The sequence below is a fragment of the Actinomyces sp. HMSC065F12 genome (genome assembly GCF_001814535.1).
Lineage (GTDB): Bacteria > Actinomycetota > Actinomycetes > Actinomycetales > Actinomycetaceae > Pauljensenia > Pauljensenia radingae_A.
In genome coordinates this window covers 20,558-44,244 of record NZ_KV816943.1, presented here as the reverse complement: position 1 = coordinate 44,244, position 23,687 = coordinate 20,558, and the positions used below count along the sequence as shown (strand labels likewise).

The window sequence follows — 23,687 nt, the reverse complement described above, 5'->3', positions numbered from 1 at the left end:
AGTGATGTGGAGGAATGAAAGATGAGCGTTGCACCTATCGTGCGCGGAGTGTTTCTGCGCGCACTAGGTCGACCAATTCTGGTCAGCCGCAGCGACAAGGAAGCAACGATCACGCTGCCTGCAGACGAAGACAGCCTGATCCAGATGAATGACTCGGAGGTGAACGAGCTTCTGGGCGGCGTGAACCTACCGGTCACCGTCAGATGCGGAGAGGACATCTTCGAGGTCACCGAAACAGGTAAACGCGGTGAACGCGAGATCTCCGGCAGGATTGCCGTCGTAACGGGCGGCGCGCAGGGCTTCGGTGCTGAAATCGCACGCGGTCTGATCGACCAGGGCTGCTTCGTTTTCATTGCTGACCTCAACGAAGAAGGCGCCCGCGCCAAGGCCGAAGAACTCGGCGAACACGCATGGCCGATCACGGTAGACGTGTCCAACGAGGAATCAGTGGCAGCGATGGCTGAGGAAATTGAGCGCGTGGCCGGCGGGCTTGACCTGGTGGTCTCCAACGCCGGAATCGTGCGCGCTGGAAGCGTCCTGACGCAGGACCCGTCCGCATTCCGCCTGTCCACGAACATCAACTACATTGCGTTCTTCCTGGTCACTCAGGCGTGCGGCAATCTTCTGGCCCGCCAGCACAAGGCTGCACCCCAGTGGCTGACTGACATCATCCAGGTCAACTCCAAGTCCGGCCTGGAAGGATCCAACAAGAACGCCGCCTATGCCGGGTCGAAGTTCGGTGGCCTCGGACTGGTGCAGTCCTTCGCCCTCGAACTGGTCGCCCACGGCATCAAAGTCAACGCTGTGTGCCCGGGCAACTTCCTCGACGGACCACTGTGGTCAGACCCTGATCGCGGACTGTTCGTCCAGTACCTCAACTCAGGGAAGGTACCAGGCGCAAAGACCGTTGCCGATGTGAAGGAATACTACGAAGCGAAGGTGCCGATGCATCGCGGCGCACAGGGCATCGACGTTTTGCGCGCCATCTACTACATCGTTGAGCAAGCCTATGAAACTGGCCAGGCGGTGCCCGTCACCGGCGGTCAGGTCATGATGAATTAACAGGGCCACAGGCCGAAAGGAACACATTTCAATGTCCACTCAGACAACAACTGCAGTGCGTATCCACGGAGTGGAGGACCTCCGCCTGGAAACGTTCGACCTGCCTGAAATCGGTGAGGACGAAATCCTCGCTGAAGTCACGTCAGACTCGATCTGCATGTCCACCAACAAGCTCGCGCACCAGGGCGAGGCGCACAAACGCGTGCGCGGATCGCTGGCGGAAACCCCGACAATGGTCGGGCACGAATTCTGCGGAACGATCAAGAAGGTCGGCTCCAAGTGGGCTGACCAGTTCACACCCGGCATGAAGTTCGCCATTCAGCCCGCCCTGAACTACAAGGGAACACTGTGGGCACCGGGATACTCCTACCAGTACATCGGCGGCGACGCGACCTACGTCGTGATCCCCAGCGAGGTCATGGAGTCCAACTGCCTGTTCGAATACAAGGAAGACAGCTTCTTCACTGGCTCCCTGACCGAGCCGTACTCGTGCGTCATCGGCGCATTCAAGGCGCAGTACCACATGAAGCCGAACGACTACACGCACTACATGGGTATTCGCGAGGGCGGCACACTGGCCATGCTCGCATCCGTCGGCCCGATGGGACTGGCCGGCCTGGACGTGGCACTGCATCAGGAGCGCAAGCCGCGCCGTATCGTCGTCACCGACATTGCACAGGATCGCCTCGATCGTGCAGCCGCGCTGCTGACCGTTGAAGATGCGAAGAAGAACGGCATCGAGCTTCACTACGTCAACACCGGCGACATGGAGGATCCGGTCGCGGAGCTGACAAAGATCAACGAGGGCGAACTGTTTGATGACGTCTTCGTGTTCGCTCCGGTGCGTCCGGTCGTGGAGCTCGGCTCGAAGCTGCTGGCTCGCGAAGGCTGCATGAACTTCTTCGCCGGCCCGCCGCGTAACGATTTTGAGGCGACGATCAACTTCTACGATATCCACTACTCAGGTCACCACTACGTGGCCACAACCGGTGGCACGTACGAGGACGTCGCTGATGCGATCGATATGTTTGAATCAGGCAAGCTGAACCCGGCCGTCCTGGTCACCCACATCGGTGGTCTGAACGTGGTCGAGGAAACGACGCTGAATCTGCCGAACATTCCCGGTGGCAAGAAGCTGATCTACACCCACAAGAGGCTGGATCTGGTCGCAATTGACGATTTCGCTGAGCGCGGCAAGACGGATCCGTTCTATGCGGAGCTGGATCGCCTGTGCAAGGCGAACAACGGTCTGTGGAACAAGCAGGCTGAAGAATACCTCCTGGAGCACGCGCCGTCGATTGACGAGTAGCATCGTCGCGCGTCATGGGTCGCCCTCGTTCATTGTGATGGACGAGGGCGACCCATAATCGCTTCTGTAGATCCTGCTCACACGATGTGAGAAGAACGCTGCCGCCCTGATAGCCTAATTTTCATGACACGCGGGATGACAGTTGCGATACAGGGAGAGGCCGGATCGAATTCCGAAGTGGGTGCTCTCCAACTCTTTCCGGACGCAACGATTGCGCCCTGCGAGACGTTTACCGCCGCTTTCGATGCAGTGCACGACCAGGCAGCTGATGTAGCAGTAATACCGGTGGAAAACTCCTCGGCCGGTCGCGTCGCAGACCCGCACCAGCTGCTGCCCAACTCTGGCCTGTACATCACCCGTGAACTGTTTCTGCCGATCCACTTCGATCTGGTGGCACCCCAGGGTGCGACACTGGAGTCGATCCGCTCCGTGCGCTCCCACGTCCACGCATTCGGCCAGTGTACGAAACTGTTTGCCAACTGGAAGTGGACGCGCCACATCAGTGCCGATACGGCAGGGGCTGCGCGTGAAGTTGCGATGATGGGGAACCGATCCGTAGCGGCATTGGCTCCCTCCGGAATTGCAGACAAATTCGATCTGGCGGTGCTGCAAAGCCATGTCGAAGACAACGACAACAATGCGACGCGATTCCTTGTCCTGTCGCCCAAGCCAGAGGTGAGCCAGACACGGCCAGCCATCACAACGGTTCTGTTTCGCACCAAGAACGTGCCTGCCGCGCTGTACAAATGCCTGGGCGGATTCGCGACGAACTCGGTGAACATGACAAAGCTGGAAAGCTACCAGCTGGGGGGCTCTTTCTGCGCCACGCAGTTTTATGTCGACCTCGATGGGCACATGGAGGATCCAAACGTCAAGCGTGCCCTCGATGAATTGCACTTCTACGTCGCGGACATGAAAGTCATGGGCTGCTACCCGGCGGACCCCTACCGCGAGGAACTGGCGTAGTTCCCTATCGTTGCGGCTGTCTCGGTCCTTCATCTGTGCCTTGTAACCTTTCCTTTTCATGATCGGCGAGGAACATGAAAAGAAAATAGTCAGAACTATTGACTGACAGTCAATTCTCCATTTAATGTAGTAACGCCTGAGTTCCTCCGAGACGAGAGATTGACAGTTCGATGGCTGACTTGGAATTCGACCGCGCTGCCGTTGGTGTGAGCGCGAAGAAAGATTGGACCGATTCTGAAGAATTCGGGAGAATCGGTGCTGTTGCCAGACAGATTTCCATAGTGGGAATTGCGAAGAATCTGCCAGAAGGCCCGAACGAAGGTGTTCAATCCCTGCGCGATGCAGTGAGGAACTATCGCGATGGCATGAAGGACGTGATCTTTGAATTTTCGGATGCCTGCGCTGTTCTGGGATCAGGTCAGGAAAAAGCAATTGCCAACTATGACAAAACTGAAGCGGCGAATGGAAATCTCTTCATACGAGATGTCCGCGAAGGTATCGCAGTGCTGAGTGAGAGGTTGGGAGGCTGACTATGGCTGGTGCTGACGAACTGCCCACCCCGCCTGATATCCAGGCAGGCGCGAACGCGTATGCCGACGATTTCGAGATGGTGAGTAAACGTATCGCGAACACCCAAATCGCATCTGGAGCAGATCAGGTGCCGGGCTGGGAAGGCCAGGCTGCTCAAAAGTACTGTTCGGAAGCTCAATCACTGTCGACACACGTCTCCACATTGGCTAAATCATTTTCAAATCCTGTGAATTCACTACGGGACTGGGCTCACACTGTAGGCGAAGCCATCCGCAAGGTTGAGCGGTGGCAGCAGGAATGGGATGACGCTGAAGCAGAAGCTACGCAGAGAATCAACGCGCTCAATGCCGACAGAGACGCCCGACAAAACACAAACAATCCGATGGATCGTCTTGAGTACAGCCGGAGCCATGGAGAGATCATTGAGTCAAAAGATATTCAGCAGACTCGTCTGAGAGAATCATATAAAAATGAGATGGAAAGACTGGATAGTGAGGCGTCAGCTACTGCGTCCGCTTTAACCGGATCAATCAATTCAATCGTATCGGCTGCTGATCGCAAGGGTGGGCGAGACTCGATAGGAAAGAGCCTATTCGACGACATGCCGCTGGTAGATGGCCAGGCCGAATGGGAATACTGTCAGGGCATAGCGGACGACGCTGCTGATCTTCTTGATATGTCTTCCCCGGATCTCATTGAAAACATCAAGGAATTCAATAAGAAATACGCCGACGATCTGGATAACCCGTTCTTTGCCAATGCGCTGGCCGAACGGGTACCTCCTGAGGATATGGCCCGGTTTGTGGCGAGGATGGGGGATTTCAAGGGACAGATTGTTGATCCAGGGACTCATGAAATTGACACCGATTTCGATAAAGCAATCGAAAATGTGACGCGTTCGCTGGGAACAGCCATGGTTCTGTCAACTGGGGGAATGAATGGTGATCCTGCATACCAGAGCGCCCAGAACAGTTTCAATGTGGTGCAAGACGGCCTGATGGCATCTGATGGACAGTATTATTCCGCTGTTCAGGAGCATAATCTGGATGGCTTGAAGAAGTATGGCCACACGCTTGTCGACTCTTCCGGAGAACCTGTTGACCCCAATTTCGCGGGGATGGCTGGAACTCATTATGGCTATGAATACGTTGGGCACATGCTCGGCGTAGCGTCAGAAAATGAAAACATTTCACTTGGTGGAGGATTCGTTGAAGATTACAACGGGAAAGACTCGATAGCTCGCGACATTATCACCTGGGATAATGAGCATCCTGAGTTGCGACAAAACGCTTTCCCGTACTCTTCATGGATTGGCTCGCACATGCCTGGAGGCAGCTACGGTGCCTACGGCTGGACACTTGATCCTGTCACCTCCATGATGAAATTGATGGATATGCCCGACTCTTTTGCCGATGGGACACCGGATTCTTTGTCTGCCGCAGAAACTGAACGCGCAGATGGTGTGCGTAACCTGCTTGCCAGTAATACAGATTTTGCTGTTGACGGTCGGGCGATGTCGATGACGGAGTACCTGACAGGGCACCGCGCTATTACTGATATCTTCGGCGGATGGACTGATCAGGGAGATGCATTTGGTGAGGTCATTGCGCAAAATACGATGCTTGTTGACAAGCCTGACGCCTCTCCCGACGATCCAGCGTATGCAGAATGGGCGGATCGTGAGAAGAAGTCTGCGCAAATCACCATGGACTTTGTTCAGGGGTATCAAGATGGCCTGAAAGACTTTGGAGAATCACAAGGCGAAAATCGCTTCGGCATGATGAACAGTCAACTGAGAAGCTGGGCTGGCGTCGCGCTTGCGCCTCGAGTTGATAATCTTCTGTTCGAAATCGGTTCTGGGTCGAGTGCTGAAAACACCGTAGCGGAAATGGGTCTGAATGATGATCGGGCATCGTTTGCGTTCTCTAAAGATCTCAGGAAATCGCTTCTAGGTGAGAAGAGCCTGCTGACTGATTTGGCATTTGATCATCCGGTAAAAATGGATGACGGTTCGTACATCGGTGGACGCGGACCCGCAATTGATAATCTGCGACTTTCGGCAATTGAGAAGTTCCAGGAAGACGTCGATGGTTCGTCGCCGACAACAGCAGGCGTACAAAACATTGCTCAAAAATGGGCGCCCGGTTTCAATCAATTGTTCGGTGCGCACGGAGCCGCAGACGGGGCTCATGCCGAATGGCTTGACGAAACCAACAAACGCTGGCGAGAGCTCGCTGAGGGGGGTCTTGGTGCAGCAGGACTGCCGGGCAAAATTCCCGGCGCCGGCAAAGTTACGCAGTTTATCGCGGGTCAGGCACTCGGTGCCGGAACTGACATGGCTCTTGACCAATTTCTGCCGACCAATCACGCTGAACTGGCGCAGGCTTCACGCATTAATGATCAGGAAGTTGCGCGTACTTTGATGGCTCAGTCGTTGTACTCACGTTATGCCGATTCGGAAGTCATGGGCGCGCCAGTTATGGGCAAACAGCCTGATGGAAGCTTTTTGAGCACTCGCTCTGGCGCCGGTCTGGACGACTATTACAATTCTGATGGGACATTGAAAGACTACGAGGATCTTTCACCGGAACAACGCACAGCCTTCCAGAATTTCATCAACAATAATGAGAATACTGCGAATATTGAGCACGAAGTCAATTCGGTGTTCAATGACACTCAGCAAAATGAAAAGAACGCGCAAGGCGGGAACTAAGGACTCATTGAATCGCATGGAAGGCTGTTGAAAGATGAGGAGACTGTGGCGGTATGCACTGGTCACCATTGGACTTGTTTCAATGGGACACTTGACTGGATGCGACGTTACGTTGGGGCAGTCGGAATCATCGATGTCGGATTCGACGCAGTGCATGCAATCATCCGATGATGACCAATCCAAGGAGGTCAACACCATGAATATTGACTTGCCCGGCGGGTGGGTCATCCGTGAAACTCCGGATAATCCGACAGTGGATTATCGGATTGAAGCGTCCACTGATCCGGATTCAAACGCAACGGCCGAAGTCGTGCGCTACCACATTTTCGACTGGGGAGACATCGACACAAAAGAACCTCGCTCTGATCCGATGGAGCTGATCCCGGACCCTGCTGACATGCGAGAAGACAGAATCAAACTCGCTCAGGAGAACTCTCGCGTGTCCAACACTGAGGCATTGCCTGATCGGAGTATCGACGGCTGTCAAGCCACGGGACTGGCTTTCGTTGCGGATGAGGATGAGGGTGCTGTCGAGACCATGATTGTGTACGTGGCTCGACCTGATGGCATGTGGGTGATGACCCTTCGAAGTGCGCCGAACGAGGCGCTGCCGCACGAACTCGTGGCCGCCCTCGACACCGTGACGTGGAGCTGAACGCGCGGCGCAGGTAACCGGAGCCGATCATCTGGCTCCACCGCAGGTGATGTGCCCAACGATCGCCGGAATGAGCAGTTTTTTCGTGTATTGTCTCGTTCAGCATCGTTGTAGGCAACAATCGAGGGAAACATGAGCGCAGACACTCACGCGGTGAACGAGACACAGTGGTCCATTGAACGACGAGTGACCGTATGGTGCATCCATGCTTTCACCATGAGCGGTCTGCTTTGGGCACTGCTGGCAGTCGACTCACTGCGCTCTGGCGACATCAAGATGATGTGGCTGTGGCTGGGAATTGCGCTGATTGTGGACGCTGTTGACGGGCCAATGTCACGCGCGGCTGACGTGACGAAAGTGGTCCCGTGGTTCTCTGGCGTGATGATGGATAACGTCGTGGACTATCTGACGTGGACATTCATTCCAGCGGTGTTCATGTTCCTTTACATTCCGCTCGGGCCGGGCAAATGGCCAATCCTTGCTGCAGCACTGGTCCTCGGCTCATCCATGTTCTGTTACGCCAACACGAAGATGAAGTCCTCGGACTGGTATTTTGTAGGGTTCCCGGCAGCGTGGAACGTCGTCGCTATTATCATGTGGTTGTTCGCGACGCCCTGGTGGTTCAACTGGCTGATCGTCGTGATTTTCACCGTGCTGGCCGTTATCCCGTTCAAGTGGATCCATCCCTTCAGAGTCACTCACCTGCGCATCTTCAATGCCACTGCCGCCGCCTTGTGGGTCGTGACAACTGCGGTGATGGTGGGGTTGTACCCGGCTCGCCCGCTGTGGCTCATGATCGTGTGGCTCGTGGCTGGCGTGTGGCTGATGGTCGTCAGCGCAGAACGTACCGTACGAGGGCGCCCCTCCAAGCGCCACGTGTCCTAATCAGGCTCGATGCTGGAGAGCTGGCGATTGGCACGCCGGTCCAGCCAGTACTTGAAACCTTCGAGCACGAAAGCAGAGGCAATCAGCAGTGCGATGATCACGATGACGTACCCGGGGTAGTCTTTTCCGTTGAGCCCGAAGTACACGTAGGGCGCGACGAAGGTGATGACGGTGACGGCCAGTCCTGCCATGCGTTTGAGGAAATGCGCGGCCGTCACCATCGTGAGCACGCCCCACGTGTAGGGAATCGCCGTCGTCAGGTCGATGAGCCACAACAACAGAAGCGAGCCGTGGAATTCGCGCACATACGACACGGGCAACACGCGCAGCGCCGAGTAGATCAGCACAACCGCGTAAGCCAGGAACTTCGGATTCGTCAGTATTCGCGTGACCATGAAACGGTGTTGTAGGCGGATACCTGCCTGCGTGAGGCTGCGGTAAGTGGAAGCTGAAACCAAAAGTGCATCCAGGCCCGTGAGGGCATGGTGAAGGAACGCCAGGTCCTCAGGTCTGCCTCGTTCCAGAAGGAATGGGATTAACAGACGCGGGGCTACGCCGATGGGCTGGCATTGCTGCCCCTCGTAGGTCTGCACGGGTCCGAGCTCGTGGAGCAGGTCGGGGGCCAGCCACTGTTCCCAGTGCGCGCGATCGGTGGGCGTCATCATCAAAAGCCAGAGCCGTTCGCGTTTTCGTACCGAGTCACGCAGCGTGACCTGCAGTTCGCGGATATTGTCAGGGCGAGTGGGATCAATGACGTGGGAGAATTCGCGGACGTGGCGATCCCGCAGGTCGCCTGTGCGTTCGACACCTGCAGCTCCGCGCACGGACACCGGGTCGAGGCTGATGTCGCTGGCGAAAGAGATTCCCAGAAGAAGATGCACCTACACACAGTACATGTCGAGACCTCTCGCGCGGTAAAAGGTGCGTCGGTAGTGGCGTATCTGCGAGGCTGAAGTGTTGGAGGTAAGCAGACGCGATGTGCAGACGCACTGAGGGGCCGGTCAGCAGACCGGCCCCTCAGGCATCCCATCAACACAGTGCGAGTCTAATCGAGAAACAGCTCCCTTGAAACAGTCGCTATAGAACCTCGTTGGCTCGATGGTGTCAACACTACGGGCCCTACCTTGGAATAGCTTTGAGCGAACCTTAAAAATCCCTGTGAATTTTGGTCCTGTGGTGAGATCCTCGACTCAGGATCGGACGGTCGCGGGGCAGGAAGACAAAGCTTCGGGAGAAGCAGACGGCGTGGGCGAATCCGAGGGCGCCGCCTCCTCCGGTGGGCAGTGACTGGCCAGGAACTCCAGCACCGCGATCGCGCCAGCCTTCGACAGCGGCTCGTTGCCGTTGCCGCACTTGGGAGACTGCACGCACGACGGGCACCCGTCCGAACACGGACACTCCTGCAGGCGCGTCACAGTTGCCTGCACCCACCGCGCAGCATGCGCACACCCGTACATCGCGTAACCAGCGCCGCCGCGATAGGCATCGAACACGAAGACGGTAGGCGCGTCAGTGTCCTCGTGCAGCGCGGTCGACAGCCCGCCCAAGTCCCAGCGGTCACAGGTCGCCAGCAGCGGTAGCAGTGCAATCATCGCGTGCTCAGCGCCATGCAAAGCGCCCGGCAGTTCAGCTTGCGTCAGGCCAATGCTGCGCAGTGCACCGGGAGCCAGAGTGAACCACACGCCTACAGTCTCCAGCGTGTGGGACGGCAACGACAGCTCGCGGTTACGGATGAATTCCAGGCCCGGAAGTCGAAGCAGGTCGTAGTCAGTGACTCTAGTGGTGACGTCAACCTCGCCGGTGTGCCATGTGACCGCGCCATCTGCACTGTGCCACTCCTGGGATGTACTTACGATGGAGACAGCAACGTGTTGTTTCGCGCGGGTGCGCAGCTGCGTTGAGACAGGTTCGACGAGGGCGACCCGTCCGCCGTCACCAGGTGACAGCGGTGCCAGGCTCAGTACGTGATAGGTGCGCCCTTGATGCAGGTAGATGGCATCTGGAAAAACCTGAGCGTCGGCGGACCCCTCGTCGACTGTGCCGATGACGGTGCCGGTGGCCTGATCAATGATCTGGACTTCGCCGCCGCCCCCTCGTAAATCGGTCAGATCAGCTGCGCGGTCGCCGCGCGTGACATCCCAGTACCAGCCTGCCGGGCGGCGCACCAAAAGCCCCTGATCAGCCAGGTCATCGAACATAGAGGTGTCACCGTCAGGCAGACCGAAGCAAGCGGCATCGTCAGCGGTCAGCGGCAGCTCCTGAGCGGCGGCACACAGGTGAGGCGCCAGGACCCACGGATTGAGCGGATCAATGACCGCGGCTTCAACCTCCCGGGTGAGTTCGTCGGGGTGATGGATGATGTAGGAGTCGAGCGGATTGTCGCTGGCGATGAGAATCGAAAGGCCGCGCGCTCCGGCCCGACCGGCACGGCCCACCTGCTGCCACAAGGATGCGCGCGTACCCGGCCAGCCGACAGTAATGGTCGCGTCCAGTCCGGACACGTCCATGCCCAGTTCCAGTGCATTTGTCGTGGCGACCGCCCTCAGCTGCCCAGACCGCAAAGAACGTTCCAATGCTCGGCGCTCTTCAGGCAGATATCCGCCCCGGTAGGAGGCAACGGACCCAACCAGCGGAGACAATGAGGCAGACAGTATGTCGCGCACATGCGCCGCCAGGGTTTCAGCTCCCACGCGTGAGCGCACGAATGCCAGGAGACGAGCGCCACGCTCCACCAAAGCAGCGATGAGCGAGGCAGCCTCGGACGTGGCGCTGATACGCCACGTGGACGGTGCCTTCTCCAGCACGACCGGCTCATTGTCAGCCAGCGCGTCCAGGAATGCGTCAATGGGGATATCGTCCGGGTCGGGGCGCAACGCAGGCTGCCACAGTATGAGCTGATGCTCACCGGCAGGTGAGCCGTCCTCGGTAATGGCGCAGATGTCCTCACGCCCCGTCATCTGACGGGCGACATCGTGAGGGTCACGCACAGTGGCGGACAACATGATGACGGTGGGGTTCGCACCCAGGTGGCGGGCAATACGCAGCAGGCGGCGAATGACCAGGGCAATGTGGGAGCCAGTCATGCCGCGCCAGTAGTGCAGCTCATCGATGACGATGTAACGCAGGGAAGCCAGCAGTCGTGTCCACCGCTGATGACCAGGCAGCATGACAAAATGCAGGTAATCAGGATTGGTCAAGACGATGTCGGCATGAGCACGCGCCCAGTCCTTCGCCTCGCGTGGTGTATCACCATCCGCCGTACTCACGCGCACTCCCCACTGCGTGCCCTGCGCCGTGTTGATCCACTTGTGCAGTGCGCTCAACTGGTCGGCGGCAAGCGCCTTCGTGGGGGACAGGTACAACAGTGTGGGCCGGTGGTGCACTTCGGAGATACGCGCCGGCCTGTCGGATGCGGCGTGGTCGGCCAGATCGGACAGAATCGGCACCCATGCGACCAAAGACTTCCCGGAGCCAGTCCCGGTGGCAACAACTGTGTCCTGCCCGGCGTGCACGGCGTCCAGTGCGCGCCGCTGGTGCTCCCACACGTGCTCGATACCCAGGTCAGCGCCCGCGTGTGTGACGGAGGGGTTGATCCACCCAGGCCACGGTGCGGTGCGTGCCGGTCGTGCAGGAATGCTGTGAACGTGGACCAGCCGATCGTCACGCGCACCAATGCGCTCCAGCATCGCAAGAAGGTCGTCAATGCCCGCGCTCAGGGACGAGGGCGCCCTCGTCGAACCGGCACCTGCGACATCAGCCATTGGGACACGACGTATGGGTGAACGCTTGACGCATGTAGGCGATGGCTTCGAGGCCGGCGCTCACCCCTGCTGCGAGGTTGTCGGACAATTGAGCGTCCGTGAGGCCGCACTGCGTGTCAACGGTAAAGTCAGCGCACACCTGGACGTGGTGATCGGGGCTGTTCATCGTGTAGACGGTGGGAATGAACTTCTCACGATTCCACCAGTCGGATGCGGCAAAGAGCTGCTTCTTGCACCGACCAGGCTGCGCATCGGTATCCCACACTGCGCGAACACACAGGAAGCGCTCGCTCGCATCGAAGGAGAAGAGGAAAGGAACCTCCTCGATCACTACTCCGGCTGCCTGATCTTTGACGAGGACACCCAGCTCGTATGTCAACGCGTGGGCGCAGCTGATGACGCGATCCAGGCTGACCGGTGTGGGGCGCGCGGAATCCGCTGAATCAGGCACTGAATGCAGCGACGTGTTCATTGTGCCTCCTCCTCGCGTTCCCATGTGATGAATTCGGGCAGTGTTGCCTCCAGATCGTGGAAGAACGACATGGTCATCGCCATCGAAGTTTCGTAGAACGTGGAGAGCTGCTGGTCGGTCAGACCTGCTGACGTGAGGATGGCGCATTCGGTGTGGAGGCCGAAACTCGTCTGATCTTCCAGGGGCGCCAGGTAAGCCTTGGGTGCCGTACGCATCGAATTGCAGGCTTCGATTTCACATTCGAGTGCGTAGAACTGAGCGTCGTTGCGTGCGATGCCTCGCCAGATGCCCCGCATGATCAGCACATTCGGATACGTCGCATCCCACAGGTAAATCGCGTTCGGGGTGGGAACGACGAGTTGGTTGTTTTCCCAGTCATCAAAATGCACGTGATTGCCCGCAAGCAATGTGCGTATGCGCTGGACATCAATGGGACGGGACAACGCAACCATGACGACCTCCTCTGGCTCAGGACGAGTGGCGGATACGTGGAAAAGTGGGCGCACTGGCATTGCCAACACCCTATGACACGTCATCGCTTTCAGCGCGCTGAGATGTCGGGGCCGTAGTGGCTGGCGGCTGGCTTACGCCGTCAATGAAGTCCAGAGCCTGTCTGCCGCCCTTGAGCCCGACATTGACATTGGTTCGAAGCTGCGCATCTGACAGGCCGTGTGCTGTTGAGACGCGTAGGCGGGTAAAGACGAAGGAACGATCCTGAGCATCGGTCTGGACAAACGCCGTGGGTGTCACCCGCTGCGCATTCCACTGGTTGGCTCGTTCAATTAACGTGCCAGCCTGGCGCGAAAAGAGGCGTGTGATCAGGCGCGCAGCACTGACAGTCAGCCACGGATCGTCGCCCTCGGAAAGGGAGACGAAAAACAGGTCACTGCCAAGTCTGACCTGAAGCTGTGTCGGGTTGGATGCGGAGGGACGCGGATGTGTGCCCACGTCGCGCAGTGCGCGCTCAATGCGATCCAGGTCGACAGGAAGAATTGCAGGTGCGTCAGACATGGTCAGCGATCCTCCTCGTGCGGCGCGTCCACATCCCAGGTCACCATGTCCGGCAATTGGCGTTCGAGGGCGTGCAGAACTTCAGCAATGGATGCCACCGAGCGCGTGATGAACCCGGTCAGCTGTTCGTCGCTGACGCCGTCCGCAATGATGAGGGTCGTCTCGGCTACGAGCTGGTATCCCTCATCGTCAGCCAGTGGCACGATAAAGAGCTTGGGGCTGAACTCGACTGGATTGATCTTGGCGGCTACCAGTTCAAGTTCGGTGCGGCTGTCTTCATCAGGAGCTTCACCGCGCCAGTGAGCGCGGATACGGAAGAAATCAGGGTGGGACAGATCCCAGAAGTAGAACGCGTTTTGTTCCAGGCTGGTGAACACTGCGTCATCGGTTGAGGAGGGGCGGAAATCGACATGAAGATCCGTCAGAGTCCGATCCAGTCGGGTCGATGTGACGGGCGACGTCTGTGATGGTGACACGCTCATCCCTCCCTTGTCAGCTGCCGATGCATTTTCATCATATGCGCTTATCGTGCCGTTTCCTGAGCGAGGTGCCCAGGCCTCATTTTCTTCATCCTACGTGAGGGAAAAGAGGGCGGCAGAACTTCGTTGCGAAGAGCCGCAAGATCCTACATGTCTAGACGAGTGTGACTCGCGCGCTTGGGCGGCGCGCGGCCGTGAAACCGTGCTCGGAAGTTGGCGCATCATGGAATACAGTTTCTATCGGGAATGCTCAACACGAACCGAGGAGTAAGCGAGATGGCCATGCCTGACGAGCCTCGCCCTGACGTGCGGCAGGTGCCCGAAGATGGTGCTGGTCAGCGCGCAGCCGGACCACCGGCCTCATCCACATCGCCGTCCGCGTCCTACCAAATCGGGCCATCATCTCGCCCGGCGCAGCAGTGGGCCGCCCGCCCGGATGGATACAGCGCACGGCTGTTCCGCCGGATTGTGTCAGCCGTGGTGTATATCGTCGTGATCGTGGTGACGATTCGCGGCGCCGTCTTCACGGCAGTTGGGCAGGCCTGGGATACGGCATTGATGGAAACGCTGGCCACGTGGCGCCCCACTGTTGCGCCGGTGGGCCGCATCCTGGTTCACCTGGCCTCCTGGCAGGCCGTCGTTGTCATGTGTGTCGTTGTCGCGGTCGTTGCGATTGCGCGCAGGCGGTGGCACCTGGCCGTGCGTGCCATCATCGTCGTCGTTGCGGCAAATCTGACCACGCAGCTGGTCAAACTCCTGATCGCGCGACCGGATCTGGGATCGTCGATCCACATCGCAAACTCACTGCCCTCCGGCCACACAACGTTTGCCGCATCCATCGCGCTCGCCCTGGTCATCGTGGCGCCTCGATGGGTGCGCACCCCGGCCGCCTACGTCGGGTGGATCTGGACCACGCTCATGGCCATGACCGTCATCATGTATGGTTGGCATCGCCCTTCCGATGTTCTGGTCGCAGTGCTGGTGGCCGGCACATGGGCGCAGCTGCTCGCACCCGTTGAACACCGCAGGCGGCACGGCGTGATGGCGCGGCGCATGTTGTCCTTCTTCTGTGGCTGCGCGATCATCTTCGCGCTCCTCATCGCATGGTATTTCATGCCCAACGTCGACATCGTCTCGCACTTTGCGCCGGGCGCGTGGGACCTGGGTTACGCACAGTTCGTTGCCAGTGACCCGGCGCGCACCAGGTGGCTCGCCCTGGCCGTCATGTTCATGCTCAGTGGTATCGCGGGGGCTGTGATGTGCGAGGTGGACCGCCTGTCGTGGGCGCAGCCGCAATCTCGCAACAGTCGGTGAAACAGCGGGCGCGGTCGCCCTCGTCAATGACAACACGCACAAAGTGACCGACGAGGGGGACGCTGTGCAACGCCCACTGGGCGAGATGGGGACTTTCGGCCCATGCTCGACGAGGGAATCAAAGCTGACGCATGCGACACGCCGAACCACGACATCTAGTGGGTGGAATTTAAAACGGCAACTAGATATGGTGTTCACGCAACGTTGACAAGAACGACGGCCTGACGCCGCAGCAGCCCGAGTACGGGCTGTTTTCCTGTGACGAAACCCCCGACGCGTGGCGGGCTTTCCGCGCGTCGACCCCACATCAAGGCAGAGGAGACTGAACCGTGCGCTATGACGTAGATGCCATCAGCACAATTGATGAATACCTGGAACGCTCCGACTGGCGCGTCAATGCGAACGCAAACCAGGGGTACTCCCTGGGCGGTTTGATCCTCAACGCCTCCGGCAAGATGGTCGCAAACTACTGGCTGGAAAAGATCTATTCACCGGAAGCCGGTGAAGCGCACCGCTCGGGCGCCCTGCACATTCACGACCTCGACATGTTCTCCGGGTACTGCGCAGGCTGGTCGCTCAAACGCCTCATCCAGGAAGGCTTCAACGGTGTGCCCGGTGCGATCGCCTCGGCCCCACCCAAACATTTCTCCTCTGCGTGCGGTCAGATCGTCAACTTTCTGGGCACGCTGCAAAACGAGTGGGCCGGTGCGCAGGCGTTTTCATCTTTCGATACCTACATGGCGCCATTCGTCCGCCTCGACAACATGACGTACGAGGAGATCGTCCAGTGCATGCAGGAACTGATCTTCAACCTGAATGTTCCTTCACGCTGGGGCTCGCAGTGCCCGTTCACGAACCTCACGTTCGACTGGACATGCCCCGACGATCTGATGGATGAAGCTCCGCTGATTGGCGACGAGATCTGCGACTTCACCTACGGCGACCTGCAGCATGAAATGGACCTGATCAACCAGGCGTTTATCGAAGTGATGACCGGGGGAGACGCTGACGGACGCGTCTTCACGTTCCCGATCCCGACGTACAACATCACCAAGGACTTCGACTGGGATTCGCCCAACACGCTGCGCCTGTTCGAAATGACCGCGAAGTACGGCCTGCCCTACTTCCAGAACTTCATCAATTCCGATCTGGATCCGCATATGATCCGATCAATGTGCTGCCGATTGCAGTTGGATCTGCGCGAACTGCTCAAGCGCGGCAACGGCCTGTTCGGGTCGGCCGAGCTGACCGGATCGGTGGGCGTGGTCACGCTTAACATGGCGCGTCTGGGCTACCTGTACAAGGGTGACCTGGACGGACTGATCGGTGCGATGGACCAGCTGATCGACATTGCCTCCGACACGCTGGAGCGCAAGCGCGAAACCATTTCCTACCACATGGAACACGGCCTGTTCCCCTACACGCGCCGCTACCTGGGGTCGCTGGATAACCACTTCTCCACCATCGGCGTGAACGGCATGAATGAGATGGTCCGCAACTTCACCGACGACCAGATGGACATCACGGATCCGCGTGGACGCGAGATGTGCGAAAAGATCCTCGATCGCGTGCGCGACCGCATGGTGCAGCTGCAGGAATCCACCGGTCACATGTACAACCTGGAGGCCACCCCTGCCGAAGGTACGACGTACCGCTTCGCCAAGGAAGACCGCAAACGCTACCCCGACATCCTGCAGGCCGGCTCCGCCGATCAGCCGTACTACACGAACTCCTCGCAGCTGCCCGTCGGCTACACCGACGACCCATTCCAGGCTCTGGAAGAGCAGGAAGTGCTGCAGGGCAAGTACACGGGCGGCACTGTGCTTCATCTGTACATGGGGGAGCGTGTCTCATCTGCGAAGGCCTGCATGGAAATGGTCCGTCGCTCTCTGACTGCTTTCAAGGTTCCGTACGTGACAATCACGCCGACCTTCTCGATCTGTCCGGTCCACGGGTATCTGGCTGGCGAGCACTTCACGTGTGAACGCTGCGCGGATGCCCACCCGAACAGTGCTCCGCAGACGTGTGAGGTGTGGACACGCGTCATGGGCTACTTCCGCCCCGTCCAGTCTTTCAACATCGGCAAGAAGGGTGAGTACGCCGAACGCACAATGTTCACTGAATCAGCCGCCTCTCAGCACGGCGAACTGGTCAGCGCCTTTCCTCCCGTCTCCCTTTCATGAAGGACGAGGCAGGCCGCGGGCGCCTTGTCAACGCCGACGACCTTCAAATAGCTGGGCTCACCCCGATGTCAACGGTGGACTGGCCTGGCAAGCTGGTCGCATCGGTGTTCTGCCAGGGATGTCCGTGGCTGTGCCCGTATTGCCATAACCACGCGATCATCGATCCGACGATCCCGGGCGTGGTCGCATGGTCATCGGTGGAGGATCTGCTGTCACGGCGCCGCGGACTGCTCGATGGCGTGGTGTTTTCCGGAGGGGAGGCCACACGCCAGCAGGCGCTGATACCGGCGATGCGTCGGGTGCGCGAGATGGGATTCCTGATTGGTTTGCACACCGCAGGGCCGTATCCGCATCGCCTGCGTGATGTGCTGTCTGAGGGCCTGGTTGACTGGGTCGGGATTGATGTTAAAGCGATGCCGGACACGTATCAGGTCGTGGCGGGACGCCAAGGTGCCGGTACGAAAGCGTGGGAGGCGCTGGACGTGCTGCTCGAGTATGCCGAACGCAGCCCAGGCGCGGATAGCGCTGGTTCGGCTGGCGACGAGGGTGATGACGGTGCGCGCTCGCGGTCGGTGGATTACGAAGTGCGCCTGACGGTGTACCCCGATGGGCCGCGTGACGGTTTGACGGTGGCGAGAGAGGCGTTCCGGCGCGGCGTTCGCCGTTTTGCCTTGCAGCAGGCCAGGGCGATGGGTGCGCCTGACGGTTTCCGCTCCGATGCGGTGGGGTGGGATGACCAGGTTGAGGCGCTGGCCCGCGACATCGAACAGATCGGGTTCGACACCTTCGCCTATCGGCCCGCGCACTGAATAGGTGAGTGCGGTGACCTCGGACAATAGGGCAGAGTTCGCCCGCGCGATCGTCAGGCGCGCAGCGGTGCGCTAGGCTTGTCAGTAACACCATTGGAGCTGATGGAGGCAAACGCGATGAATAATCAGTCAGATCCTCGCAACCTACATCAACTGGCCGCTGACCCCGGTACGGATTATGAGACGCTGAGGGATATCGCCTACCGTCACCCGGAGCTGCGTGCCGTCGTTGCTCAGAATCCGCACACCTACTCAGGGCTGCTCGAGTGGTTGGGATCGTTGGGAGATCCCGCGGTGGACCAGGCGCTTGCTCAGAGGCGTGCATACGGGCAGCAGGGAGCGGGGCGTTTCCCACCTGTTTCTCAGGCGGCGTCGGGTACGGCCGCCCTCGACCAGGCCAGTCGCCAGCAGGGGAATCGAAGCGGTGAATCTGATGGATCGTCGCAGTCCAGAGTGGGACTGGTGCTCGGAATCCTCATCGCCATCGCTCTTGTGCTTGTGGTGATCTCGATCGTGGTATTCAAAGGGATTTTCCCCTCCCGTCCGGTTGATCCCAGCCCCGCGCCGGCTCCGCAGTCGTCTGCGCAGTCGACCGAGCCTGAAAGCACCGGGGCGGCTGAAGAGCAGTCGGAGGCCGAACCAGAGCAGGCTCAGTCAGATGAACAACCGATCGTGTACCCGGCACCGGCGGGTGCAGTTCAGGCCGGCGAGATCATGGCGCCCTCGGGCAATATTGCCTGCACCCTGTCCGACGAAACTGTCTCATGTGTCATTGTTGATGACGATTACGCAGCTGCCGGAGTTGAGAGCTGCGGTGACCGGCTGACAAATCTGGTTGCCACCGCCGAAGGAGCTTCGCGCGAATGCGTGGAGTCCGCACAAGGTGGTGGGCAGGCCCTTGAATACGGCAAGTTTGCAACCAGTGGTGACGTCGCATGTCAGTCGACGCAGAACGGCATGAGCTGCTGGAACGTGAAGTCCGGAGCTTCATTTGCCCTTGCCCGTCAAGGATGGATGGTCGGGGAGCAAGGCCCCATCGGTGAAGACCAGTTCAGGTGGTAGTTGCACGGGGCGTGCGGGAGGAGCGATAACTGGGGTCAGGCACGCTTTGCGGTTGAGTCGCGGATAACCAGAGTCGTTTCGAATCGAAGAGGTCCGGTGGGTCTGTTGCCCTCTTGAATATCGATCAAAGTGCGAATAGCAGTTTTGCCAATGTCGCTGACCGGTTGCCTGACGGTTGTCAATGGTGGATTTGCAGCGAGGGCGAGCAGAGAGTCGTCAAATCCGACAATAGAAATTTTCTCCGGCACTTTCTTACCGTGACGGCGGAGAGTTTCGAGGCTTCCTAGAGCCGTCAGATCGGATCCTGCGAATATGGCTGTGGGCTGACTCCCTTCTGGTAGGGCCAGGAGTTTCTCCGTCACCCGTACTCCCTCGGCGTAGGAAAATTCGTTTCCGTCAACCAGTTCGGGATTAAAAGGCACATTTGCCATGTGATGCGCGGACAGGAATCCCTGGTAGCGCTCAGTGGAAGGAACGGAATGCGGTGGGCCTGAAATGTAAGCGATTCGGCGGTGTCCTAAGGATATAAGGTGTTGGGTCGCCTGTAGGCCGCCATTCCAATTAGTCGCTCCGATCGATGTCAGACCTTGCGGTGGGTGGTTGCGAGGGTCGATCAGGACCGTTGGGATTTCTTCAGCTTTAATCATGCTTGCCTGTTTTCTTGAGACAGGCATCGTCATGAGGACTAGTCCGAAAACTTTCTTCTGCGCAATAAGTGAGAGCCAGGGAGCGCTCAGCACCGGCGGCATGTGCTGAGAAGACGGTGCGCTGAGCGCAGTAATCGATAGCGACAAACCATGGGTAGTGCATTCGTGGACCATTCCATCGAGGACGCTCATGGTATAGGGGCTCTGAAGGCTGTCCGAGACTGCCACGATGTCTGGAAGCACATGAGTGAGAGGAGACGCGTGTCTGTACCCCATTGTGCGAGCAATTTCTTGAACCTTCTTCCGCGTGTGGGCAGCAACCTCCTCGCGGTTATTCATTGCCTTTGAAGCGGTTGCCTTTGATACCTGCGCCTGCTGTGCGACGTCGCTCAGGGTAACGCGGCCGTTTTGCTTTCGTGCTGTCACTGTGTCCCTCGGTCCCTCGTGATTGTCCCACCTCTTTGAAACTGTTTCAATAGTATCGTGCATTGTTAAGATTTTGTATCGGCATGTCAACTGATCTTGACGTATTAAAATTAACTACTAAACTAAGTCACGAGACCGCACTTTGAAACATTGAGGTTGTGATCAATGGAGACCGTTCATTGTGCTGTTCCAACGAGCAGCGTGGCGTGAGGCAGGTTCTCTCGTCAACGTCTTATCGCTGAGGATAGAGGCTCAAGTCTGAGAAAGGGATGGAACTGAGATGAAAATTAGGCAAAGAGGAATCTTCACTGTGGGCGCGCTTCTTGCGGCTGGCTCGCTCGTTCTGAGTGCCTGTGGCGGCGCTCAGCCTGGCCAGTCTGGTGAGGCAACAGGTTCGAATGGTAACGGAGAGGCGTCAGCGTGGGCGCTCACTGGCGGCACCCATGAAATCATCTGGCGTGACTCGTTTGAGAAGTGGAATACCGAAAACAGCGATCAGTCGATTAGTGTTGATTGGTTTGCCAACGACGCTTATAAAGAGAAGATCCGCACCGCGATCGGCTCTGATAATGCCCCTACGCTGGTCTTTGGCTGGGGCGGCGCGACCTTGCGCGACTATGTCGAGGCCGGCAAGGTTGTTGACATTACTGACGATGTAAAGGATTCGGTTGATAAACTGATTCCCAGCATTGCTGACGGCGGAATCGTTGACGGTAAGTACTACGCACTTCCCAATGTTGGAACGCAACCCGTCCACATGTATTACAACAAGCAACTGTTTGAAGAGCAGGGTTTGGAAATTCCCCAAACTTGGGATGATCTGCTCAATTGTGTCGAAAAGTTCAAAGAAGCTGGCATTATTCCGATCTCCTTGGCCGGCGCATCCAAGTGGACATCCATGATGTGGTTGGAATATCTGTTCGACCGGATCGGCGGATCGGAAGTATTTGATCGGATCACGAACGGCGAAAAGGATGCATGGTCAGACCCAGCCGCGATTGAAGCACTTGGAAAAGCTCAGGAACTCGTGAAGGCCGGCGCCTTCGGAGATGCCTATGGGTCAGTAGTTGCAGACGCCAATGCTGATGTGGCACTGGTTCACACAGGTAAGGCCGCCATGATGCTGCACGGATCATGGGCATACGGAACATTCCTGACGGACGCGCCTGATTTCGTCAAAGATGGCAACTTGGCCTTTGGTGCATTCCCGTCCATCGAAGGTGGTAAGGGTGATCCCAGCGCTGTTGCAGGAAATCAGTCGAATTTCTGGTCCGTGAGCGCCGCATCAAGCGAACAGGCGCAAACTGCTGCGAAAGGCTATCTCAACAACCTCTTCGACGATGAATACGTCAAGGCGATGGTAGATGGTGGAGATATTCCTCCAACTGTTGGAGCAGAGAAATTCATCAAGGGCAGTGAACAGGAAGATTACCTGACTTTCGGCTACGACATGGTTCTCAACTCGAGCAACTTCCAGCTTTCCTGGGATCAGGAGCTTCCGTCTGATACCTCGCAGACGCTGCTTGACAACATCCAGCTTCTGTTTGATCTGAGCATTACACCTGAGCAATTCGCTGATGCGATGAATGCAACGATCAAGTAACTTGTGCGTTCCATGACAAGTAATGAGATTAGAACCCATTCGGTAGGAGGTCAGGTGAACAAGAAACCTCGCAATGAAACGCGAGTAGCCAGCAAGGCTAACGGCCCAAGCGGGTGGTTCGCGCTCCCTGCGATGGCATTCTTTATCTTCTTCGCCATCATCCCACTCATAGGCGTAGTTTTCCTAAGCTTCATGAGCTGGGATGGTCTGGGAACGCCGTCATGGGCAGGTATGCACAACTGGGCAGTGACACTCTCTGACCCGCTGACTATTAACGCGATTAAACTGACGATAATTGTCATGGTCGTTACGTGGCTTATTCAGACTCCGATGTCACTAATGCTCGGAATCTTTATGGCCAAGAAGCAGCGGTACAGAGAGTTCCTGTCCGTGCTGTATTTCCTCCCGCTGCTGTTTTCGTCTGCAGCATTGGGTATTGCTTTCAAAGCGTTATTGGATCCCAATTTTGGAATGTCAAATGCCTTTGGTATCTCATGGCTGAGACAGGATTGGATTGGAGATGCAAAGCTCGCTTTACCTGCGACGATCTTGATCATCGCGTGGGCCTTTATTCCGTTCCACTCTCTGATCTACCAGGGTGGAGTGCGGCAAATCCCAGCAATGCTCTACGAAGCCGCAGAACTGGACGGAGCATCAAAGTGGCAGCAGTTCTGGCACGTGACGATTCCTCAGCTAAAGTACACGATCGTCACTGATTCGACGCTGCAGCTGGTCGGTGCTCTAACCTATTTCGATCTCATCTATGTCTTGACAGGAGGCGGACCTGGAGGAGCAACAAGGATTCTTCCACTGCATATGTATCTGCTTGGCTTCAAGAGTTTCAACATGGGTCAGGCTACAGTGGTAGGAACCTTGCTTCTTGCGGTCGGATTGGCGCTCTCACTGGGGCTGAATAAGCTTTCCGGTGCGACACGAATGGAAAGTCAGGCACAGGGGCTATGAACAGAAACAAAACGACAGTATCGAGTCTTCTTGCCGGTCTTGGTGGTTGGATTTGGCTCGCGATCGTGATCCTGCCGATCTATTACATCGTCATCACGAGTTTGCGGTCGCAGTCTTCGTTCTATACGGAAAATCCTCTGCTTCCAACGAAGTCGCCAACAATCGCAGCGTATATTTCAGTTTTCCAAAATGATTTCTGGATGTACTTCTTTAATACGTTGATTGTGACAGTAGCTACCGTTGCAATTCTGATGGTGGTGTGCGTCATGGCATCGTATTACGTCGTGAGACGCAAGAATAAGTGGTCGCGGAGGACCTTCAGCCTGATACTGCTTGGACTGGGAATTCCATTGCAGGCAGTGATTATCCCCGTGTATTACCTAGTGGTTCAAATGGGGCTGTACGATTCGTTGCTGGCCATCATTCTGCCTTCAATTGCATTCGGGATTCCGGTCACGTGTTTGATCCTGGTCAATTTTATGCGTGATATTCCCAATGAATTATTCGATTCGATGGCAGTTGATGGCGCGACGAACTGGAAGATGATGTGGACCTTGGTGTGGCCCTTGTCAGTTCCGGCGATCATGACCGCGGGGATCTACCAGGCGCTACAGGTCTGGAACGGGTTCCTGTTCCCTCTTGTATTGACCCAGAGTTCGCAAGTTCGAGTGCTGACCCTATCCCTGTGGAATTATCAGGGCCAATATACGAGTAATATTCCCGCAATTCTGGCCGCTGTTACGCTGTCAGCTTTGCCTGTACTCGCCGCTTACATTGTGGGCCGCCGGCAAATGGTTGCAGGCCTGACCGCGGGCTTTGGAAAGTAGGTGCTATTC

The 23,687-nt window shown here is 57.5% G+C and carries 21 protein-coding genes; 14 read left to right on the top strand and 7 right to left on the bottom strand.

Going from position 1 to position 23,687, the window contains the following annotated elements:
- The first annotated feature begins 21 nt into the window (after window positions 1-21).
- From HMPREF2975_RS01240 to HMPREF2975_RS01210, 7 genes are all read left to right on the top strand, one after another.
- On the top strand, window positions 22-1,062 hold the full coding sequence (locus tag HMPREF2975_RS01240; protein ID WP_070725271.1) for an SDR family NAD(P)-dependent oxidoreductase: 1,041 nt from the start codon (window positions 22-24) through the stop codon (window positions 1,060-1,062).
- 31 nt (window positions 1,063-1,093) lie between these two features.
- Window positions 1,094-2,371: a zinc-binding dehydrogenase gene (locus tag HMPREF2975_RS01235; RefSeq protein ID WP_058237458.1), complete on the top strand. Its 1,278-nt coding sequence runs from the start codon at window positions 1,094-1,096 to the stop codon at window positions 2,369-2,371.
- Window positions 2,372-2,506: 135 nt separating this feature from the next.
- Window positions 2,507-3,337 carry a prephenate dehydratase gene (locus tag HMPREF2975_RS01230; RefSeq protein ID WP_257525583.1) on the top strand — a complete coding sequence of 277 codons (831 nt, stop codon included), beginning with the start codon at window positions 2,507-2,509 and terminating at the stop codon, window positions 3,335-3,337.
- Between the two features lie 179 nt (window positions 3,338-3,516).
- On the top strand, window positions 3,517-3,867 hold the full coding sequence (locus HMPREF2975_RS01225) for a hypothetical protein (RefSeq protein ID WP_193599953.1): 351 nt from the start codon (window positions 3,517-3,519) through the stop codon (window positions 3,865-3,867).
- Window positions 3,868-3,869: 2 nt separating this feature from the next.
- Complete coding sequence (locus HMPREF2975_RS01220) at window positions 3,870-6,581, top strand: hypothetical protein (RefSeq protein WP_070725270.1); 2,712 nt, start codon at window positions 3,870-3,872, stop codon at window positions 6,579-6,581.
- A 34-nt stretch (window positions 6,582-6,615) separates the two neighbouring features.
- Window positions 6,616-7,236 carry a hypothetical protein gene (locus HMPREF2975_RS01215; RefSeq protein WP_070725268.1) on the top strand — a complete coding sequence of 207 codons (621 nt, stop codon included), beginning with the start codon at window positions 6,616-6,618 and terminating at the stop codon, window positions 7,234-7,236.
- A gap of 132 nt (window positions 7,237-7,368) precedes the next feature.
- The gene (locus HMPREF2975_RS01210; protein ID WP_227469082.1) at window positions 7,369-8,121 is read left to right on the top strand and encodes a CDP-alcohol phosphatidyltransferase family protein; all 753 of its coding nucleotides are present in this window, start codon (window positions 7,369-7,371) and stop codon (window positions 8,119-8,121) included.
- Here the strand turns inward: HMPREF2975_RS01210 and HMPREF2975_RS01205 are convergent.
- From HMPREF2975_RS01205 to HMPREF2975_RS01180, 6 genes are all read right to left on the bottom strand, one after another.
- Window positions 8,118-9,002 (bottom strand): hypothetical protein, encoded by an 885-nt coding sequence (locus tag HMPREF2975_RS01205; protein WP_070725266.1) that lies wholly within the window; start codon window positions 9,000-9,002, stop codon window positions 8,118-8,120. The two genes, HMPREF2975_RS01210 and HMPREF2975_RS01205, sit on opposite strands and share 4 nt — an antisense overlap.
- 309 nt (window positions 9,003-9,311) lie before the next feature.
- Window positions 9,312-11,882, bottom strand: coding sequence for a DEAD/DEAH box helicase (locus HMPREF2975_RS01200; RefSeq protein WP_070725263.1), 2,571 nt, complete (start codon window positions 11,880-11,882; stop codon window positions 9,312-9,314).
- A complete protein-coding gene (locus tag HMPREF2975_RS01195; protein WP_070725261.1) occupies window positions 11,875-12,354 on the bottom strand; it encodes a YbjN domain-containing protein in 480 nt (159 codons plus the stop codon). The genes HMPREF2975_RS01200 and HMPREF2975_RS01195 overlap by 8 nt, the downstream gene beginning before the upstream one ends.
- Entirely contained in the window at window positions 12,351-12,806 is a 456-nt protein-coding gene (locus HMPREF2975_RS01190) for a hypothetical protein (RefSeq protein ID WP_058237451.1), read from the bottom strand. Before HMPREF2975_RS01190 ends, HMPREF2975_RS01195 begins: the two co-directional genes overlap by 4 nt.
- Window positions 12,807-12,876: 70 nt before the next feature.
- On the bottom strand, window positions 12,877-13,365 hold the full coding sequence (locus HMPREF2975_RS01185) for a YbjN domain-containing protein (RefSeq protein ID WP_058237450.1): 489 nt from the start codon (window positions 13,363-13,365) through the stop codon (window positions 12,877-12,879).
- Between the two features lie 2 nt (window positions 13,366-13,367).
- A complete protein-coding gene (locus HMPREF2975_RS01180) occupies window positions 13,368-13,847 on the bottom strand; it encodes a type III secretion system chaperone family protein (protein ID WP_058237449.1) in 480 nt (159 codons plus the stop codon).
- 273 nt (window positions 13,848-14,120) lie between these two features.
- Here HMPREF2975_RS01180 and HMPREF2975_RS01175 point away from each other — a divergent pair, with 273 nt between their 5' ends.
- The 4 genes from HMPREF2975_RS01175 (at window position 14,121) to HMPREF2975_RS01160 (ending at window position 19,212) form a co-directional block, all read left to right on the top strand.
- Entirely contained in the window at window positions 14,121-15,158 is a 1,038-nt protein-coding gene (locus tag HMPREF2975_RS01175; protein WP_070725260.1) for a phosphatase PAP2 family protein, read from the top strand.
- A gap of 329 nt (window positions 15,159-15,487) precedes the next feature.
- A complete protein-coding gene (locus HMPREF2975_RS01170) occupies window positions 15,488-17,341 on the top strand; it encodes a ribonucleoside triphosphate reductase (RefSeq protein ID WP_070725258.1) in 1,854 nt (617 codons plus the stop codon).
- A complete protein-coding gene (locus HMPREF2975_RS01165; RefSeq protein ID WP_070725256.1) occupies window positions 17,338-18,150 on the top strand; it encodes an anaerobic ribonucleoside-triphosphate reductase activating protein in 813 nt (270 codons plus the stop codon). The genes HMPREF2975_RS01170 and HMPREF2975_RS01165 overlap by 4 nt, the downstream gene beginning before the upstream one ends.
- Window positions 18,151-18,267: 117 nt before the next feature.
- Window positions 18,268-19,212, top strand: a complete 945-nt coding sequence (locus HMPREF2975_RS01160) for a variant leucine-rich repeat-containing protein (RefSeq protein ID WP_058237445.1) — start codon at window positions 18,268-18,270, stop codon at window positions 19,210-19,212.
- Window positions 19,213-19,247: 35 nt separating this feature from the next.
- Here the strand turns inward: HMPREF2975_RS01160 and HMPREF2975_RS01155 are convergent, their stop codons facing one another.
- A complete protein-coding gene (locus HMPREF2975_RS01155) occupies window positions 19,248-20,348 on the bottom strand; it encodes a LacI family DNA-binding transcriptional regulator (protein ID WP_083314324.1) in 1,101 nt (366 codons plus the stop codon).
- A gap of 217 nt (window positions 20,349-20,565) precedes the next feature.
- Between HMPREF2975_RS01155 and HMPREF2975_RS01150 the strand changes: the two genes are divergently transcribed.
- The 3 genes from HMPREF2975_RS01150 to HMPREF2975_RS01140 are packed head-to-tail and all read left to right on the top strand — an operon-like array spanning window position 20,566 to window position 23,678.
- The gene (locus tag HMPREF2975_RS01150) at window positions 20,566-21,888 is read left to right on the top strand and encodes an extracellular solute-binding protein (RefSeq protein ID WP_070725251.1); all 1,323 of its coding nucleotides are present in this window, start codon (window positions 20,566-20,568) and stop codon (window positions 21,886-21,888) included.
- Between the two features lie 54 nt (window positions 21,889-21,942).
- Window positions 21,943-22,851 (top strand): carbohydrate ABC transporter permease, encoded by a 909-nt coding sequence (locus HMPREF2975_RS01145; protein ID WP_070725249.1) that lies wholly within the window; start codon window positions 21,943-21,945, stop codon window positions 22,849-22,851.
- The gene (locus tag HMPREF2975_RS01140) at window positions 22,848-23,678 is read left to right on the top strand and encodes a carbohydrate ABC transporter permease (protein WP_070725247.1); all 831 of its coding nucleotides are present in this window, start codon (window positions 22,848-22,850) and stop codon (window positions 23,676-23,678) included. The genes HMPREF2975_RS01145 and HMPREF2975_RS01140 overlap by 4 nt, the downstream gene beginning before the upstream one ends.
- Window positions 23,679-23,687 lie beyond the last annotated feature (9 nt).